This is a genomic window from Providencia sp. PROV109 (assembly GCF_033681625.1).
In the GTDB taxonomy this organism is placed as follows: Bacteria; Pseudomonadota; Gammaproteobacteria; order Enterobacterales; family Enterobacteriaceae; genus Providencia; species Providencia hangzhouensis.
Genome location: NZ_CP096320.1, coordinates 3701452 through 3719335 on the forward strand (window position 1 = coordinate 3701452; position 17884 = coordinate 3719335).

General features: G+C 41.3%; 15 protein-coding genes and 1 rRNA gene. 4 read left to right on the top strand and 12 right to left on the bottom strand.

Features of this window, described 5'->3' with window-relative positions:
• Positions 1 to 20: 20 nt before the first annotated feature.
• From cysD to cysJ, 5 genes are all read right to left on the bottom strand, one after another.
• A complete protein-coding gene (gene cysD, locus M1F25_RS17120; protein WP_094960913.1) occupies positions 21 to 929 on the bottom strand; it encodes a sulfate adenylyltransferase subunit CysD in 909 nt (302 codons plus the stop codon).
• Between the two features lie 13 nt (positions 930 to 942).
• Entirely contained in the window at positions 943 to 2355 is a 1413-nt protein-coding gene (gene cysG, locus M1F25_RS17125) for a siroheme synthase CysG (RefSeq protein ID WP_094960912.1), read from the bottom strand.
• Between the two features lie 525 nt (positions 2356 to 2880).
• Entirely contained in the window at positions 2881 to 3615 is a 735-nt protein-coding gene (gene cysH, locus M1F25_RS17130) for a phosphoadenosine phosphosulfate reductase (protein ID WP_181488590.1), read from the bottom strand.
• A complete protein-coding gene (cysI, locus tag M1F25_RS17135) occupies positions 3612 to 5345 on the bottom strand; it encodes an assimilatory sulfite reductase (NADPH) hemoprotein subunit (protein WP_004260751.1) in 1734 nt (577 codons plus the stop codon). Before cysI ends, cysH begins: the two co-directional genes overlap by 4 nt.
• Entirely contained in the window at positions 5345 to 7150 is a 1806-nt protein-coding gene (cysJ, locus tag M1F25_RS17140; RefSeq protein ID WP_181488592.1) for an NADPH-dependent assimilatory sulfite reductase flavoprotein subunit, read from the bottom strand. The genes cysI and cysJ overlap by 1 nt, the downstream gene beginning before the upstream one ends.
• A 343-nt stretch (positions 7151 to 7493) precedes the next feature.
• Here cysJ and queD point away from each other — a divergent pair, with 343 nt between their 5' ends.
• Positions 7494 to 7859, top strand: a complete 366-nt coding sequence (gene queD, locus M1F25_RS17145; protein ID WP_004913900.1) for a 6-carboxytetrahydropterin synthase QueD — start codon at positions 7494 to 7496, stop codon at positions 7857 to 7859.
• Between the two features lie 279 nt (positions 7860 to 8138).
• The gene (locus M1F25_RS17150; protein ID WP_004260761.1) at positions 8139 to 8756 is read left to right on the top strand and encodes a YagU family protein; all 618 of its coding nucleotides are present in this window, start codon (positions 8139 to 8141) and stop codon (positions 8754 to 8756) included.
• A gap of 65 nt (positions 8757 to 8821) precedes the next feature.
• On the opposite strand, the gene queE is transcribed toward M1F25_RS17150, so the two are convergent.
• Positions 8822 to 9493 carry a 7-carboxy-7-deazaguanine synthase QueE gene (queE, locus tag M1F25_RS17155; RefSeq protein ID WP_181488594.1) on the bottom strand — a complete coding sequence of 224 codons (672 nt, stop codon included), beginning with the start codon at positions 9491 to 9493 and terminating at the stop codon, positions 8822 to 8824.
• Between the two features lie 178 nt (positions 9494 to 9671).
• Here queE and M1F25_RS17160 point away from each other — a divergent pair, with 178 nt between their 5' ends.
• Positions 9672 to 11039 (top strand): amino acid permease, encoded by a 1368-nt coding sequence (locus M1F25_RS17160; RefSeq protein ID WP_094960907.1) that lies wholly within the window; start codon positions 9672 to 9674, stop codon positions 11037 to 11039.
• Between the two features lie 76 nt (positions 11040 to 11115).
• On the opposite strand, the gene megL is transcribed toward M1F25_RS17160, so the two are convergent.
• From megL to M1F25_RS17175, 3 genes are read right to left on the bottom strand one after another with little or no spacing between them, the layout of a single operon-like run.
• The gene (gene megL, locus M1F25_RS17165) at positions 11116 to 12318 is read right to left on the bottom strand and encodes a methionine gamma-lyase (RefSeq protein WP_112307811.1); all 1203 of its coding nucleotides are present in this window, start codon (positions 12316 to 12318) and stop codon (positions 11116 to 11118) included.
• Positions 12319 to 12333: 15 nt separating this feature from the next.
• Positions 12334 to 12726, bottom strand: coding sequence for a hypothetical protein (locus M1F25_RS17170; RefSeq protein WP_094960905.1), 393 nt, complete (start codon positions 12724 to 12726; stop codon positions 12334 to 12336).
• A 13-nt stretch (positions 12727 to 12739) separates the two neighbouring features.
• Positions 12740 to 13927, bottom strand: coding sequence for an FAD/NAD(P)-binding oxidoreductase (locus M1F25_RS17175; RefSeq protein ID WP_096865156.1), 1188 nt, complete (start codon positions 13925 to 13927; stop codon positions 12740 to 12742).
• A gap of 373 nt (positions 13928 to 14300) precedes the next feature.
• Here M1F25_RS17175 and M1F25_RS17180 point away from each other — a divergent pair, with 373 nt between their 5' ends.
• The gene (locus tag M1F25_RS17180; protein WP_135536280.1) at positions 14301 to 15554 is read left to right on the top strand and encodes an IS256 family transposase; all 1254 of its coding nucleotides are present in this window, start codon (positions 14301 to 14303) and stop codon (positions 15552 to 15554) included.
• On the opposite strand, the gene M1F25_RS17185 is transcribed toward M1F25_RS17180, so the two are convergent.
• From M1F25_RS17185 to rrf, 3 genes are all read right to left on the bottom strand, one after another.
• Positions 15499 to 16113, bottom strand: a complete 615-nt coding sequence (locus M1F25_RS17185) for a DUF1287 domain-containing protein (protein ID WP_232368697.1) — start codon at positions 16111 to 16113, stop codon at positions 15499 to 15501. The two genes, M1F25_RS17180 and M1F25_RS17185, sit on opposite strands and share 56 nt — an antisense overlap.
• Positions 16114 to 16172: 59 nt before the next feature.
• Positions 16173 to 16964, bottom strand: a complete 792-nt coding sequence (locus M1F25_RS17190; RefSeq protein WP_181488596.1) for an endonuclease/exonuclease/phosphatase family protein — start codon at positions 16962 to 16964, stop codon at positions 16173 to 16175.
• A 798-nt stretch (positions 16965 to 17762) separates the two neighbouring features.
• A 5S ribosomal RNA gene (gene rrf, locus M1F25_RS17195) occupies positions 17763 to 17878 on the bottom strand.
• Between the last annotated feature and the right edge of the window lie 6 nt (positions 17879 to 17884).

Sequence of the window (17884 nt, forward strand, 5' to 3'; positions counted from 1 at the left end):
TTGCGTATTCACCTTGCCCACTAAAAATAACCTTGGCGCTTTTTCAACTCCATTGAAGCGGATTGGTCGCTATCAATCAGCCGCCCCTGCCGCTCACTCGTTGTGGAAATCAACATTTCTTCTATAATCTCAGGCAGCGTTTGTGCTTCTGATGGCACAGCTCCGGTCAGTGGCCAACAACCTAATGTTCTAAAACGCACTTTTTGCTGACTAATGACTTCACCAGTTTGTAAGTCAATGCGGTTATCATCCACCATTAACAAAGTGCCGTCCCGCTGAATAACCGGTCGCTCTTTTGCAAAATACAGGGGAACAATATCGATATTTTCCAAATAGATATATTGCCAGATATCGAGCTCAGTCCAATTTGATAACGGGAAAACACGAATACTTTCCCCTTTATTGATCTGTCCATTATAGTTATGCCACAACTCAGGCCGTTGGTTTTTAGGATCCCAACGATGAGATCGGTCACGGAAAGAGTAGATCCGTTCTTTGGCACGTGATTTCTCTTCATCACGACGAGCACCACCAAATGCAGCATCAAAACCGTACTTATCTAAAGCCTGCTTTAAGCCCTCGGTTTTCATAATATCTGTGTGCTTAGCGCTGCCATGCACAAACGGGTTAATCCCTAATTTTTCCCCTTCAGGATTACGATAAACAAGTAGCTCAAAGCCGTATTTTTCTGCAGTTGCATCGCGAAACTCGTACATTTCACGAAATTTCCAGCCGGTATCAACATGTAAAAGAGGAAATGGTAGTTTTCCCGGATAAAATGCCTTGCGTGCTAAATGCAGCATCACGGAAGAATCTTTACCAATAGAGTACAGCATGACTGGGTTAGCAAATTCGGCGGCAACTTCACGAATGATATGAATACTTTCTGCCTCTAACTGCTGTAAATGAGTCAATTTTTTGTCGTTCACGATAGCCCCTTACTTAAGCCAGTTCCAATACGGCACTGCGCCATCTTATATCTTCAGTTTGAGAACCAAACCATGCGAGTTGTTGGTGTAATGCAGCGACTTCACCAACCACTATCAAAGCAGGAGCTGGTGCCTGCTGTGCTAACACTTCAAGTTCATCTAGTTTTCCGGTTACTACTTTTTGTTCACGCCTTGTACCACAGCCGATAACCGCTACAGGGGTATTTTCAGCACGGCCAAATTGAATCAATTGTTCGCTGATTTTCGCGGCCTTCACGGTCCCCATATAGATAGCTAAGGTTTGGTTTCCTCGAGCAAGTGCCTGCCAATCAAGTTCCATCCCATTTTCACGGCAATGACCCGTAATAAACGTAATGCTTTGTGAATGTTCGCGGTGAGTCAGCGGAACTCCTGCGTAAGCGGCTGCACCAATTGCTGCAGTCACACCCGGAACCACTTGAAATGGGATCCCCGCTTGCGCCGCCACTTGTAGCTCTTCCCCTCCTCGCCCGAAAACAAAAGGATCACCACCTTTAAGGCGCACCACTTTTTTACCTTGTTGAGCAAATTTCACGATTAAAGCATTGGTTTCTTCTTGGGAAACACTGTGATTTCCTGCGCGTTTCCCAACACAAATCTTGTCAGCGTCGCGGCGAACTAACTCGAGGATTTCCTCACTCACCAGATGGTCATACAAAACCACTTCTGCACTTTGTAAAACTCGCAACCCTTTTAACGTGAGTAGCCCCGCATCACCCGGCCCAGCACCGACTAAGATTAATTCGCCATGGTTATCAGGCTCATACAATTGACGTTCCAATTGTTGTTCCGCTTCACTGAATTGCCCTTTTTCTACTAAAGAGGCAAAACGCCCACTAAAACTTTTTTCCCAAAAACGTTTTCTTTCACGCATATTAGTAAGTGTTTCTTTGACTTTATGACGCCAGCGGCCGGCTATTTCCGCCATTTTCCCCAAAGAAGTTGGCAACATCGTTTCCAATTTTTCTCTGAGTAAACGTGCTAATACAGGCGCAGTCCCCCCTGAAGAGATCGCCACAATCACTGGCGAGCGATCGATAATAGAAGGCACAATAAATGAACATAATGGTTGGTCATCAACCACGTTAACAAATATTTTTCGTTCATTGGCGTCATAGAAAACCGTTTCATTCAGTAATGCATCATCTGTTGCTGCGATAACTAAAAAAGCATCATCTAAATGAATGGATTGGTAATCTTCAGCTAACCAAACAAATTTATTTTGTTGGTGTTCAGCTTGTAACTGTGTACATAACGTTGGTGAGATGACCACTAAGTCAGCTTGTGCTTTTATTAGCAATTCTGCTTTTCGTGCTGCGACCACACCGCCGCCAATTAACACGACCTTTCGCGTGCGGACATCGACAAATAATGGTAAATAATCCATCTTGCTCACCCATCGTTATATAAACTTATTATAAGAAATAGACAGTTGACTATATGGCTTCACGTAATAGGTTTGAAATGACAAAAAGCTCTTTCTTGTAACTGAAAAGCATAAGCCCCAAAATTTGTATAAAAGCCATTAAAACCTGCTAATATCGAAATAAACACAACACTTAACGCAAACTTATAATATTTATAAGAAAATTAAAAATAAGGGAAAAATAAGAGATACTTATTTTTAATAAAAAGTATCCCTTTGTAATTAAACAAATATTTTATTAAATTCGTAATTATTTATATTTTAAACTCAAGTCATAACGTGAAACATGACTAATCAACACTATAAATTATCCGAATAGCACGTAGCCAACAACGCTGCAGATTGAATTATGACCTAATCAATATTCTAAATAATTCAAGTTGCAGCTAGGCGGCAAGTAAATGAGTCGCTAGGAGCATACACCAGTATGTGACTAGTGCGAGTGCACGTAGCCAACAACGCTGCAGATTGAATTATGACGAATATTTAGTTTTCATGAAGCCCGCACTCACGCTTTAAACCAAAAAAACGCGTATCTTCTTCATTCATACCCTCTTCCCATTTGCGAGTTGTATGGGTATCGCCAACCGATAAATACCCTTGTTCCCACAACGGATGGTAGGGTAAATCATATTTTGTTAGATATTCATAAACTTGCTTATTATTCCAATCAATCACTGGTAAAACTTTAAAAATCCCTTTCCCGATACCTAGTACAGACAAACTTGCACGGCTTGCTGATTGTTCTCGCCGTAAACCAGAAAACCAGGTTTGTGCTTGTAATTCATGTAACGCGCGCTCCATCGGCTCAACTTTATTCAATTGGTTATAACGCTCAATACCATCAAGCCCTTGTGTCCAAAGTTGACCATACAGCGCTTCTTGCCAAGCCGGTGACTGTTTGGCTCGATACACCTGCAAATTTAAATTCAGCTTATCTGTTAACACTTCAATAAACTGATAGGTTTCTGGGAACAAATAACCGGTATCCGTTAAAATAACTGGGATATTAGGCACAATTTGCGTCACCATATGCAATGTCAGTGCCGCTTGAATACCAAAGCTGGAAGACAACACAAACTCAGTCGGTAAGTATTCAACCGCCCACTCAACCCGCTGCAATGCATTCATTGCTTCTAACTGGGAATTAAACTCAGCGAGATAAGCGACTTGTTGGGGCTTATCGAGTTCGATGAGTGTTGCTAGTTCAAGTCGGCTCATACTGCCTCCTTAACCTCATAAAAATCAACAGCAGAATTCAATACGGGCTTAACAACATTGGTGCGAATAACAAAATCGCCAAATCCTTCATTAGGTAGACGGTTTTTCGCCCAATCGCCGATTAACTCATCCAAAATAGCTAAAATCTCTGTACTAGTGATGTTTTCACGGTACATGCGTGGAATACGGGTGCCAATGCGATTTCCACCTAAATGTAAGTTATATCTATCCATCGCTTTACCGACCAGTCCAACCTCTGCCAGCATGGCTCGCCCACAGCCATTAGGACAACCCGTTACCCGCAAAACGATATGTTCATTGGCAACTTGATGGGCGGCCATGATACTTTCCACTTGACTAATAAATTCAGGTAAAAAACGTTCTGCTTCGGCCATCGCGAGCGGGCAAGTTGGAAATGATACACAAGCCATGGAATTTTCACGTTGTGCCGTAATGTCATCACTCATTAACCCATGAGATCTGGCAATCGCTTCAATTGCCGCTTTTTCACTTTCGGGCACACCCGCAACAATTAAATTTTGGTTTGCCGTTAAACGAAAGTCCCCTTGGTGAATACGTGCAATTTCAGCCACGCCAGTTTTTAATGGTTTATTTTCTAAATCAATTAATCGACCATTTTCAATAAACAATGTTAGGTGCCAACGGTTATCAATGCCTTTAAGCCAGCCAATCTTGTCACCGCGTTCAGTAAATTCATATGGGCGAATAGGTTCGAAAACTACGCCTGAGCGCCTTTCGACTTCAGCTTTGAAAGTATCAACTCCCACTCGCTCAAGGGTATATTTGGTTTTCGCATTTTTACGTTCAGTACGATTTCCCCAATCCCGTTGGGTAGTCACTATCGCTTCTGCAATGGCTAACGTTTTCTCTAATGGAATAAACCCAAACTCACTGGCTAAGCGAGGAAATGTCGCCGTATCACCATGAGTCATAGCAAGGCCACCGCCCACCAGCACGTTAAAACCGATCAACTCACCATTTTGGGCTATCGCAACAAAGTTCATATCATTTGCATGCAAATCCACATCGTTTAATGGCGGGATCACGACAGAGGTTTTAAATTTTCTTGGCAAATAAGTTTGCCCTAAAATTGGCTCTTCATCCGTTGTCACTATTTTTTCTTTATCTAACCAAATTTCCGCGTAAGCACTAGTGCGCGGTAATAAATGTTCAGATATTTTCTTTGCCCATTCATAAGCTTGTTGGTGCAATTCAGATTGCACGGGGTTAGAGGTACATAACACGTTACGGTTGACGTCATTCGCCGTTGCAAGGGCATCTAAACCAACGTGACTTAACATTTGATGGGCAGGCTTTACATCCCCTTTTAAGATGCCATGGAACTGAAATGTTTGCCGATTCGTAATGCGCACACTGCCATACAGCGTGTGCTCTGTGGCAAACTTATCAATATCAAGCCATTGCTTGGGTGTAATAATGCCGCCCGGCAAACGACAACGTAGCATCATTGCATGGCGAGGCTCGAGTTTTTGTTCCGCTCGCTCGGCACGAATATCACGGTCATCTTGTTGGTACATACCGTGAAAGCGAATCAACAGGAAATTATCCCCCTCAAATCCCCCCGTTAACCCATTTTTTAAGTCATCCTTAATGGTTCCACGCAAGTAATTACTGTCTTGCTTCATGCGTTCACTGTCTGCGAGTTTACCTTCGACAATTAAGGGCTTTTGTTGTTGTTCATTGCTCATTAATAAACATCCCTCTGATAACGGCGCATTACGCGCAACTCACTTAAAAATTCATCAGCTTCTTCACTGTCCATGTTCCCATATTGACTGACGATATCTAATAATGCCTGTTCAACATCTTTGGCCATGCGGTTTGCATCACCACACATATAGATGTGCGCACCTTCTTGTAACCATTGCCAAACTTCTTCACCTTGTTCGCGAAGTTTATCTTGTACGTAAATTTTTTCTTGCTGGTCGCGAGACCACGCTAATGAAATATGGGTTAGTAAACCGTCTTTGACATAACGCTGCCATTCCACTTGGTAGAGAAAGTCATCAACAAAATGTGGATTACCAAAAAATAACCAATTTTTTCCTGTCGCACCGTCATTGTCACGCTGCTGTAAGAAAGCACGAAATGGCGCTATCCCTGTACCTGGGCCAATCATGATCACAGGCGTATTTGGGTCTTGTGGCAGTCGAAAATTATCATTGTGCTCAATGAATATACGAAGTTCATCATCCTCACTTAAGCGATCGGCTAAGAAACCTGACGCACCACCAGTACGCGCCTTACCATCAATCTCATAGCGGACAACGCCAACCGTTGCATGAACTTCATTTTCTACTTCAGATTGGGAAGAAGAAATCGAGTACAAACGAGGGGTTAGCGGACGCAGTAGGTCAACAAATTCTTGGGCAGTGGGCTGAGATGCCGCTTGGCGTACCATATCGACGATTGGCGTATTTTGTGCGTAGTGCAAAATAGCGGCTTTATCGCTAATTAATGACAATAGTGCATCGTCTTTTGATAACTGAGCATATTTTTCGACAATCACTGGAGTATTTTGTGTCAGTTCTAATTGATAAATCAGCGCATCACGTAATGAGTGGCGCTGCGAACCAATAAAGACTTCTTCATCACCTTGCAGCCACAACAAAGCCACCAGCTCATCAACTAAAGCAGGGTCATTATCGAACCAAACACCTAGCGCATCACCAGGTTGATAACGTAAACCAGAGTCACCGAGATCAATTTCAATATGGCGAACATCTTTTTGTGAGTCCCGACTGGTTATTTTTTGATTGCTAAGAAGTGACGCAGTCAATGGTGCGGTTTTACTATAAGGTGATGAATGAATTTCATTCACACTTCCTGCTTGAGTCGCCAATAATTGGCTATCACTTTGAGCAGGAACGCGAGCTTTTAAAATCTGAGTGAGGCTTTCAACCCACTCATCCGCAATCCCTTGGTATTCAACATCCGCATCAATTCGCTCGGTTAATGACGTCGCCCCTAATGATGCAAGCTGTGAATCGAAATCTTTACCTGCTTGACAGAATTTTTCGTAAGATGAATCCCCCAGCGCAAAAACCGCATAACTGGTTTGTGATAAATTTGGCGCTTTTTTAGAATGAAGATATTTGTATAATGCAATCGCTTCTTCAGCTGGCTCCCCTTCACCCTGCGTTGAGGCTACAACAACTAACACTTTCTCTTGGTTAATTTGTTTGAATTTATAATCCCCTGCATTCACTAAATTCACACTAATTTTTTCACCGACTAAACGCTCTCTAAGCTGCTCTGATAGGCGGCGTGCATTTCCTGTCTGTGATGCAGAGATGATTGTGACCGTATCTTGGGTAACCACAGGCGCACTGACAGATGCATCAACTTGCGTATTCTGATTTACTATTCCCCACAAATAACCAGAAAGCCATGCGAGTTGATGGGATGAAAAATCATCAACGGCCGTCTGTAAACGTGCTAATTGCTCAACAGATATTGGCAGCGCCGCTAATGGCGGCTGTTTTTTTGTCATTATCTTGTAACCCCAGTGTTATTCATCTTTGATTTTAAAAACGACGCCATGTCATTACCCCAGAAAAGACCGACAACCTAACACTTGCTCATTCACCCAAATAATTAAGGTAATAAAGCAAAAAATACCGCAGTACCTGAAACATATAGGGTATGCAGTTAGGTTATAACAACCCTAGATAATGGGATAAGAAACGATAGCCATAATTAATAACTAAAAAGCCTAAAGCAATTAACTGATGGATCATATTGATAAAAGCGGTTAACGCTATTTTAGTAATTAAAGATATTTTCACCTAAAAATGCAGTACAATACGCTGTTTATTCATAACAAGGAGCCACATATGAGCACAACAATCTATAAAGATTTCACTTTCGAAGCTGCCCACAAATTACCTCATGTCCCAGAGGGCCATAAGTGTGGCCGCCTCCATGGGCATTCTTTCATGGTGCGTTTAGAAATTACTGGAGAAGTCGACTCCCATAGTGGTTGGATTATTGATTTTTCCGATGTAAAAGCCGCGTTTAAACCTATTTGGGAACGCTTAGACCATCATTATTTAAATGATATCGAAGGGTTAGAAAACCCAACCAGTGAGGTATTAGCGCAGTGGATTTGGCAACAAACTAAGCCTTTGCTACCCTTATTAAGTGCAGTTACCGTAAAAGAAACCTGCAATGCAGGTTGCGTCTATCGCGGGGAAGCTTAAAAGTACAAGTGCTACAAATATAATGTAATGTTATTTTACGCAGCCATTTTGATAGCTGGGCAAAATAACATTCATAAATATAGAAATATAATATAGAGACACAAGCACCTCAGGCGGCAAGCTTAATAGATTTTGAAAATAAATGAGGGGCAAAAAGCAATTAGTGGCTGGCATTCCCCCCTTGAAATTAAGGATATAAAAACTTTAATTTGACATAGTGCATTAAATTATAACCTGATCTATTATTTACCATTATTTACTCTTAATAAGGCAGGGAAAATGCATTTATTTCAACAAACACCAAAATCCAGAAGACGTTATGGGCTGGCCGCATTTATTGGTCTAATCGCTGGTATCGTCTCTTCGTTTGTCAAATGGGGGGCTGAAGTCCCATTACCACCAAGAAGCCCAACGGATATGTTCAACGCAGCTTGTTCGCCAGAAACGCTGATCCGTGCAGCGGAACAAATTGACTGCTCACGTAACTTCCTCAACCCACCTTATATTTTCTTAAGGGATTGGTTAGGAATTGCCGACCCTAACTCTGCAGTTTACACCTTTGCTGGGCACGTTTTTAACTCTGTGGGTGTTACCCACATCATATTTTCTATCGTGTTTGCTGTCGGATATTGTATTGTTGCTGAAGTATTCCCTAAAATTAAGCTATGGCAAGGGTTGTTAGCGGGTGCACTGGCGCAATTATTTGTCCATATGATTTCTTTCCCTCTTATGGGGCTCACCCCTCCACTCTTCGACCTACCATGGTATGAGAATGTTTCAGAAATATTTGGCCATTTAATTTGGTTTTGGTCTATTGAAATTATTCGCCGTGACTTACGTAACCGTATTACTCATGAGCCAGATCCTGAAGTACCATTAAACCAACCATTTAGGTAATTTAAAGGCCCCCAATGAGTGTTTTCTAACTCTTGGGGGTTACTAAAAACCATCGCTATTTTTTATTATTGAATATCCAAATACTTATGTGTTTGAATTGATAAACGCCAGTTGCGTTGAATACAGGTTTCAATACACAATTTTGTTGCTGCCGCTTTTTGGCTGATTGGCTGTAATGCCACTACTGGAGGCGTTTCGACAGTACGCAATGCTAAAATTTTCTCAAGTGCTTCAATATCTTTCTCGCGAGCAACAGGATGTTTAATTTCATTGGCACGATTTACTGCTTGGCTGATCACCTGCAGTCCTCCTTTCATACCGACTTTTGGTGATACAGTAACCCATGTGTTATCAGCGCATTGAATAGGGTATGTGCCGCTAGTTTCAATTTGGCATTGATATCCATGTTGTTCTAATATCCCAGTCAGTGGCTGTAAATCATAAATACAGGGCTCACCGCCTGTAATAACAATATGCTGTGCGCTGAAGTGTTTTTCTTTCATTAATTGAACCAATGCCTCACTATCTGCCATAGCCCATGCATCTGAATCAATCGTTTTAAGTGCGATATCCCCTAGGGTAGATTCTTTATCTTGTTCTTTTTCCCATGTTTGTTTGGTATCACACCAGCTACATCCAACTGGGCAGCCCTGCAAACGAATAAATACGGCTGGAACACCAGTAAAAACCCCCTCTCCTTGAATGGTTTGGAAGATTTCATTAATTGGGTATTTCATATCACTCCTAAAATAGTTAGCTGAGCACGCATTATATTGCAGATATCTATCTCACGAACAAGGAAGTTTGTGATAATGTAGCCACCTTAAGGTTCAATAAAGTACGTCCGACTTAATAAACAATACCGAAAGCCTATTCGGAACAATATATCGAACGAAGAAAAAGACAGGAAAAGACATGCAAAGTAGTGAACAAAATCAACTCAGAAAGGGACTGAGTGTTCGGCACATTCGCTTTATGGCTTTAGGGTCAGCGATTGGTACCGGCTTATTTTATGGGTCTGCTTCCGCAATTCAAGCGGCAGGGCCTGCTGTGCTACTCGCTTATATGGTCGGTGGTGCCGCTGTATTTATGGTCATGCGAGCCTTAGGCGAGATGGCTGTACATCACCCAGTACCCGGTTCATTCTCTCACTACGCTAGCCATTACATGGGTCCCTTAGCTGGTTTTTTAACTGGCTGGAACTACGTATTTGAAATGTTGGTCGTTTGCTTGGCTGATATTACCGCTTTTGGGATGTACATGGGGTTTTGGTTCCCTCATGTCGACCAATGGGTGTGGGTATTAAGTATCGTGCTATTTATTAGCGCACTCAATTTATGCCACGTTAAAATTTTTGGTGAAATGGAATTTTGGCTGTCTATCGTAAAAGTCTCTGCAATCATCGCAATGATTGTTGGTGGAGCCTTCTTAATGTTCTACGGCTTCGGCCAAGAAACTGACCATGCGGTGGGTATCCAAAATCTATGGGAACACGGTGGCTTTATGCCAAACGGCATTGAAGGCGTTATCGCGTCCTTAGCTATCGTAATGTTCGCCTTTGGGGGTATCGAAGTGATCGGTATTACCGCCAGTGAAGCGCAAAACCCAGAGAAAACTATTCCTAAAGCAATCAATGCGGTACCCATTCGTATTTTATTATTCTATGGCTTAACTCTTTTTATTCTGATGTGTATCTATCCGTGGAATCAAATTGGTCAAAATGGCAGTCCATTCGTCCAAATTTTTGATAGCTTAGGCATTCAATCAGCGGCAAATATCTTAAATATCGTGGTGATCACTGCGGCAATTTCAGCTATCAATAGTGATATTTTCGGTGCTGGTCGCATGATGTATGGTATGGCACAAGACAAACAAGCACCAAAAGTCTTTACCAAGTTGACGAAAAGTGGGGTGCCTTGGGTCACTGTACTGGTGATGTCTGTTGTCATGTTACTGGGCGTTTATTTAAACTACCTACTTCCAGAAAAAATCTTTGTGATTATTGCGTCAATCGCAACCTTTGCGACCGTTTGGGTCTGGTTAATGATACTACTTTCTCATGTCGCAATGCGCCGCCAAATGAGCCCTGAAGAGGTTAAAAAACTCAAATTCCCTGTACCGTTCTGGCCAATTGGCCCTGCAATTACTATCGCATTTATGGTCTTTGTTATCGCGCTACTTGGCTTCTTTAAAGATACACAAGTTGCCCTTCTCGTCGGGTTTGCATGGGTCGCTATATTGAGCGTCACCTTCTTTGTCATGCGTAAATTTCAAAAACCTTAATCGACTAAAGCATTCGTAAAGTAAATTTAGGCCCTATATTTATATGATATAGGGCCTTTTGTTACCTATTTTGGTATCAAATGAGCGCCTGCTTAATATCGGCAATCAAATCATTAGCGCTTTCTAACCCAACTGACAAACGAATAAGCCCATCACTAATCCCATACTGTTTTCGTTCCTCAGCAGTGTAAGTAGAATGGGTCATACTTGCAGGGTGCTGGGCCAATGACTCACAATCACCTAAGCTAACCGCACAAGAAAATAGCTGTAAACGGTTCAGAAACTGCTTACCCGCCTCAAGTCCCCCTCTAAGTTCAAAAGCAATCATCCCTCCAGGCAGCTTCATTTGCCTTTGAGCTAATGTGTATTGAGGAAAACTCGGTAAACCCGGATACATCACTTGAGAAACTTCAGATAGTGAGGCCAAATATTCCGCAACTTTCTGTGCATTCTCAACCACTCTTTCCATTCTGATTGGCAGTGTTTTCATTCCTCGCAATATCAGGTTTGCATCATGAGGGGATAAACATGCTCCAGTCATATCCTTCAGCCCAACCAATCTGATTTGCTTCGCTAATTCCTCAGTTGTTATAACAGCGCCAGCCATCACATCACCATGCCCATTCATATATTTCGTTAATGAATGAACAACGATATCCGCTCCAAGCTCAAGTGGTTTTTGAATGTAAGGAGTACAATAGGTATTATCTACTGTCACCAATATTTCTTGGTTATTTGCAAGGTTATATTGATGAACGATATTACTCACAGCATTAATATCAACTAAGCGCATATTTGGGTTTGCAGGTGATTCGAAAAATATCATCTTTGTTTTTTCAGTGAGTTCCTGTGCCACATTATTTGGGTCTCTCATATCAATGTGACGAACTTTGACACCAAATCGAGCTAACCCATGATGAAAGAATGCATATGTACAGCCATAAACCGTCATATCAACTAACAGCTCATCTCCTGGGCTTAGTAAGGTCCAAAGAGTCGATGTTATTGCCCCCATCCCTGAAGAAAATACAATTGCGGCATCCCCCTCTTCTAAATCAGCAAGCCGCTTTTCCAACAAACTTAATGTTGGGTTATTTATTCGTGTATAAATATACCCATCCGATTCACCGCTAAAACAAGCGGCACCTTCTTCAACACTATCAAATACGTAAGTTGACGTTTGATAAATAGGAGAAGCTAGTGATCCTAAATTTTCGGCTGCATCATAGTAATTATGTATCACACGCGTATCAAAAGAATACAGTCTATCTAATATCATACCACCTCCGAAATATTATCCCTCTTGGGGGGAAGACAATCGAGAACCCATTATTTGCAAGGTTCGTAAAACGGTACTAATTCCACGTAATGTATTTGGATCTTTTAATAAAGCATACACCGAACGAAAATTTGGATTTTTACTATTATATATTTCCTCCATTTTAGCCATATTATATGCAGTGCCGAATTCCCAGACTGGCGCTAGAGTATCCTCAAATGAGTTTGCCAGTTTTTCTACCGTGCTATTATCAGTAATGTCAATAAGGTCAGAAATTAGAGAAAGTAAATCAACAATATTATCTAAACGATTCAATTGTAATAGCGGTGCTAATTTGTCTGCGAAATGATCACCCGACTCAGAATTAAGAAGTTCAATTAGTTTACTTTGATTTTCATTATTAGACATTTTGATTTCCTCCTTAAACTAAGCCACGAATAGCAGCCCAATAAATACCTCTATTAAAGCCATTTCTTAGTAATCCCCCTAATTTAGTCGGAGGCGTAGGAATAACATCGTGTTTATAATCGTATTGTAAAGGCATCCCTGCAGTTAATCCCATTTGAGCAACAGCTTGAACTCGCCCATCATAGATAGCTGCCGGATAACCATAAATTAATTCTCCGCAGATATTATCAGCTATAATTGCAGCCTGATTATGACAGCTTCCACCTGCTTTACTGATCGGTAAATCAACGGTATCACCTATAACATAAACGCCATCAACACCATAAACTTGCATAGTTTCATGGTCGGTAGGTAACCAACCTTCACCATTATTATGCTCACTTAATCCGGTATTAATAACTGCCTCAACCGCGGTAATTGGCGGAGTACTGATCAATAAGTCGAAATTTTGCTCATCACCTTCTTTCGAATAAGCTATTTTTTTATCTGGATCAACTTTATCTAAAGTAAACCCTCTCTGAGCTTTAATATTTTTAGCAGTAAATACTTCAGGAATAACTTCACAAACAGGTTGTTGCATGAATAAACAGTTACGCAATAATTGTGAAACTGTTGGATAGGTATAAACGATTTCAATACTATCCCTAACTCGACGTTTACGTAAAAATTCATCAATCATTAATGTTGTTTCCATCGGCGCGATGCCACACTGATGGGGTACATTTGGCGTTTCAGGGAATGATACCGTAATAAAAATTCGACCTTTTTCAATCTTAGCAAGTTGATCTGCTAGCTTTCTCGATGCTTCATATGCATAAAAGTGGTTACCGATATCTTTTAAACCTTCAATTCGCTCAGGTTTAGGTATGCAACCTGTTGCAATCACAAGAAAATCATAGTTATATTTTTTTCCATGCTTAGAGTTTAGCGCTTTATTTTTAAAATCAAAATGCTCTATTTTATCAATGGCTAACTCTATTTCAGGTCTTAGCAATTCTCTTTCAGGGCGACTCAGTTCATCCTTAAAAAATAAATTAAAAGCAACATACATAAATGCAGGTTTATAATAATGGATTGGATTATCAGTAATTAATGTTATTTTTATTTTCTTCGAAAAAATTTCTCTACTCAATTTTCTAGCAAGTGTATTTGCTAGCATCGTCCCACCCGTTCCACCGCCAACAATAACTATATTTTTCATAACATTAACCACCATTTATATATAATTAAATTCTATACGACATACCACCTACCTGTTATAAATATAGTTCATAGTGAATTAATGCTAATACAATAATTAGAATATAATTTTAAAAACAACAATTAAAACTAATCACTTACATATATAAAACCTCTTGAGTAAGTTAATTTTTAAAATTATAATCTAGGAAATTATATTATATAAAAACCATTTCACTTAATAAGAATAATGTCCAACAATATCCCAACGAAATAAAACATCTTCAGCAACTTGGCCAGAGCTATAGTCATTTGTGGTGTATGAGGGGAAAAGAGGGTGGCGTATCCTGTTGATTGTTTCCTCCAAGAAATAATTAACAGTAGAGCGATACGCCATGACAAATATTACCCTGAATGTTCTTTCACAACCAGATGAAACTGGCACTGATGTGCTAACTGCTTTATTGCGTAATGGTGCTCGTCAGCTCATTGCGCAAGCAGTTGAAGTAGAGCTGCAGCAACTGCTGCAAGCTCATGAAGAACTGCGTTTACCCGATGGCCGCAAAGCTGTGGTGCGTAACGGCTATTTGCCTGAGCGCAGCATCCAAACGGGCATTGGCGATGTTGATATCAAGGTGCCAAAAGTGCGTGATCGTAGCGGCTCTGGTATTCGTTTTACCAGCGCACTGCTACCGCCATACCTCAAGCGTGCCCGCAGCGTTGAAGAGTTATTACCGTGGCTGTATCTCAAAGGTATTTCCACTGGAGACTACCAAGAAGCCCTTGCAGCCTTGCTGGGTGAGAATGCCAAAGGTCTGTCAGCTAACACCATTTCCAGGCTCAAGGAACGCTGGATTGATGAGCACCGAGAGTGGCGACAGCGCGATTTGAGTGACAAGCGCTACGCGTACCTTTGGGTTGACGGTATTTACAGCAACGTCCGCCTCGATGACCGTTTGTGCTTGCTGGTGGTGATGGGCGTGACAGAGCATGGCCGCAAGGAACTGATTGCTGTTGAAGAAGGCTATCGCGAGTCCGAAGCCAGCTGGCTTGAGCTGCTGAATGGCCTGGTTGCGCGTGGGCTTACGACCTGCCCAAAGCTGGCAACAGCTGACGGCGCTCTGGGCTTCTGGAAGGCTCTGAGCAAAGTATACCCGCAGACCAAACAGCAACGTTGCTGGGTGCATAAGACGGCCAATGTGCTCAACAAACTGCCCAAGGCAGTGCAACCCAAAGTAAAAGAAGCACTGCATGATATCTGGATGGCAGAGACGCGTGAGAAGGCTCATAAAGCCTTTGATATAGCGCTGGAAAGGTTTACTGCTAAGTACCCACGCGCAATGGAATGCTTAGCTAAAGACCGTGAGAGCATGTTGGCTTTCTACGATTTTCCAGCAGAACATTGGGTGAGTATACGCACCACCAACCCAATTGAATCTGCCTTCGCTACAGTACGTTTAAGAACCAGCAAAACCCGCAACTGCGGTTCAAGAAACACAACCCTAGCAATGGTTTATAAATTGCTGCAATCAGCGCAGAAGCGCTGGAACCGCCTGAAAGGATTTCAACTGCTAACCCTCGTGGTCAATAACGTTAAATTCCAAGACGGCGAACAAGTAATGGAGCAGTCAGACAGGAAAACCGCCTGATGCTCGTACACCAGATTTGACCATAACTCACTTGGCCATATCCAATATTGTGCATAACTAAATAACTTTGTGTACTTGGTGACTTTATCGAAGTTACAACACCGATATGTGGCCGACCATTATCTAAACGCCAAGAGACAATATCGCCGGGAATATAATCACTGGCATTCTTTGATATAGGCTTTTTTTTCCCTTTTCGCGAGAAAAAAGCCTCTAAATTAGGTACACGACGATGATCAATATTTGTATCTGGCTTACGTAATCCCCATATACGTTGGCTGGGATATTGACTAAAGTTTGCTTTCATGTCTTCATGTACTAGTTTTTGTAAATCAATACCAATTTTTCGGTAGCTTCGTATAACTACATCAGAACAGACACCATATTGTTCGGGCACATCACCATTTGGATAAGAAATTTGTCGATAAGATGAGTCATAAATAACTAAACGAGGCAACTGTTCAGCATGTTTTGCCAACAATAAGCTAGACCCATTAGCTATTTGTGCAAAAAAGAAAAGAATGTATAAAAACGATGATTTCAATCTGATATTCCCCATAAAAGTAGTTCATCGAATCTACAATTAAATACGAGGGAAAATAAGGGAGATAATCTTAATTACTTAGAAAGCGTAAATTTGGTCATAATAGGGTTATGATCAGAAGCATCTGTCGGTAGTACAGTGCTATCTTTAACGTTCAATCCACGATAAAACACGTAATCCAAAGGACGACCAAAAGCCTTAGTACGGTAATCATCACTAAATACAATTTCTTTCAAGCCTACACTGCGAATAAATCGTTTCAACGCATTCACACGCTGTCTACTCCATGCATTAAAATCACCTGCTAGGATTACTGGCCCTACATGTTTAGCAATATGAACACCTAATTTACTTAGTTGTCGAGTATAAACATCTACTCCAAAACTGAAATTAATTGCATGAACATTCGCTACCATCAAATGTTTTCCATTTGGTAGGGGATATACCGTAATCAACGCAGATTTAGCTAACCGTAAAAGTGGTTCTTTTTCTCTTAAAGGACAGCAATATATTGGGTGTGAAGCTGCAAGCGTCATCACACCAGCGGGATGAGGAGAAAAAGGTAATGCAGGTACTTGGTCAGCAATTAATTTGTGTGATGCAGCAAAAGATATTAGCTCAGGTGACATTTGAGCTTCTTGCAACAAAATAAGTTTTCTATCTTTCACTAACTCATTAAGTGTATATTTCCAATTTGAACGCTGCTGCTTATAAATGTTCCATGTAACCACATCAAGAGTTTCACCCGCAGCAAATAGCGGTAAACCTATTGGAAGTGATTCTCCTAACATATGTACAGGCATGGGCTGAATACGTTTAGCGGGCTCACCTGCAATATACCGAACAGAATAGGTTTTTTTCGCCAAATTTGAAGTCCCTATATCACAGAAAAATAATGAAAATCTTACACTTTTTGATTAGTTACTGTGGGTAGTATATCAAATTTGAGGTGTTATAGCTTATCAAATTTAATGTAACTGCCATCTTAACCCTAGGGTCTTTAAGTTTTTCATTAGCGCTATCTATTAAGGAGTAATGCTCCATACTTCTTTTACTTTTCCCTTTGAAATGATAAGTATGTTAGGCACCCCACCTAAGCGGTATCATTCATCACCGTGATGGGCAAACATCCAATCCACAATATTTATTTGATTTTATTAAAATTCCGCTCCCCTAAATAATCTGTGAGCTGTTACTCACTACTTTGCATTCACAATATCCATTCAGCACACCAATACAACCGCTCCCCCTCCATTGCTTCTCCTAACCCCTGTTATCCCACCATCGCCAACAGCCACCGCCCTTTCAACAAGTGAGTTGTTACTTACTACTTTGACTCAAGCGGTGTCATTCATCACCGTGATGGACAAACATCCAATCCACAGTACTCTCGTGATATTCTTAAAATTCCGCTACCCTAAACAACCTGTGAGCTGTTACTCACTACTTTGCATCACGCACGCTCATTAATGATGGTGATAGATAGAGAGAGCCCTAAAAGTAGCTAAAAGAGATGAAGAGGGGATTAAAATTAGGGGTTAAAACATTAAGGAGCTAAGGAACTAAAACTTAAGCACCCCCTCCTAATCTCAACACTCACTATTTTTCTTTTTTCTCCAAACGCAAAAAAGCCACCCAATGGGTGGCTTTCTCACTAATTTAATGTCTGGCAGTTCCCTACTCTCACATGGGGAGACCCCACACTACCATCGGCGCTACGGCGTTTCACTGCTGAGTTCGGCATGGGGTCAGGTGGGACCACCGCGCTATTGCCGCCAGACAAATT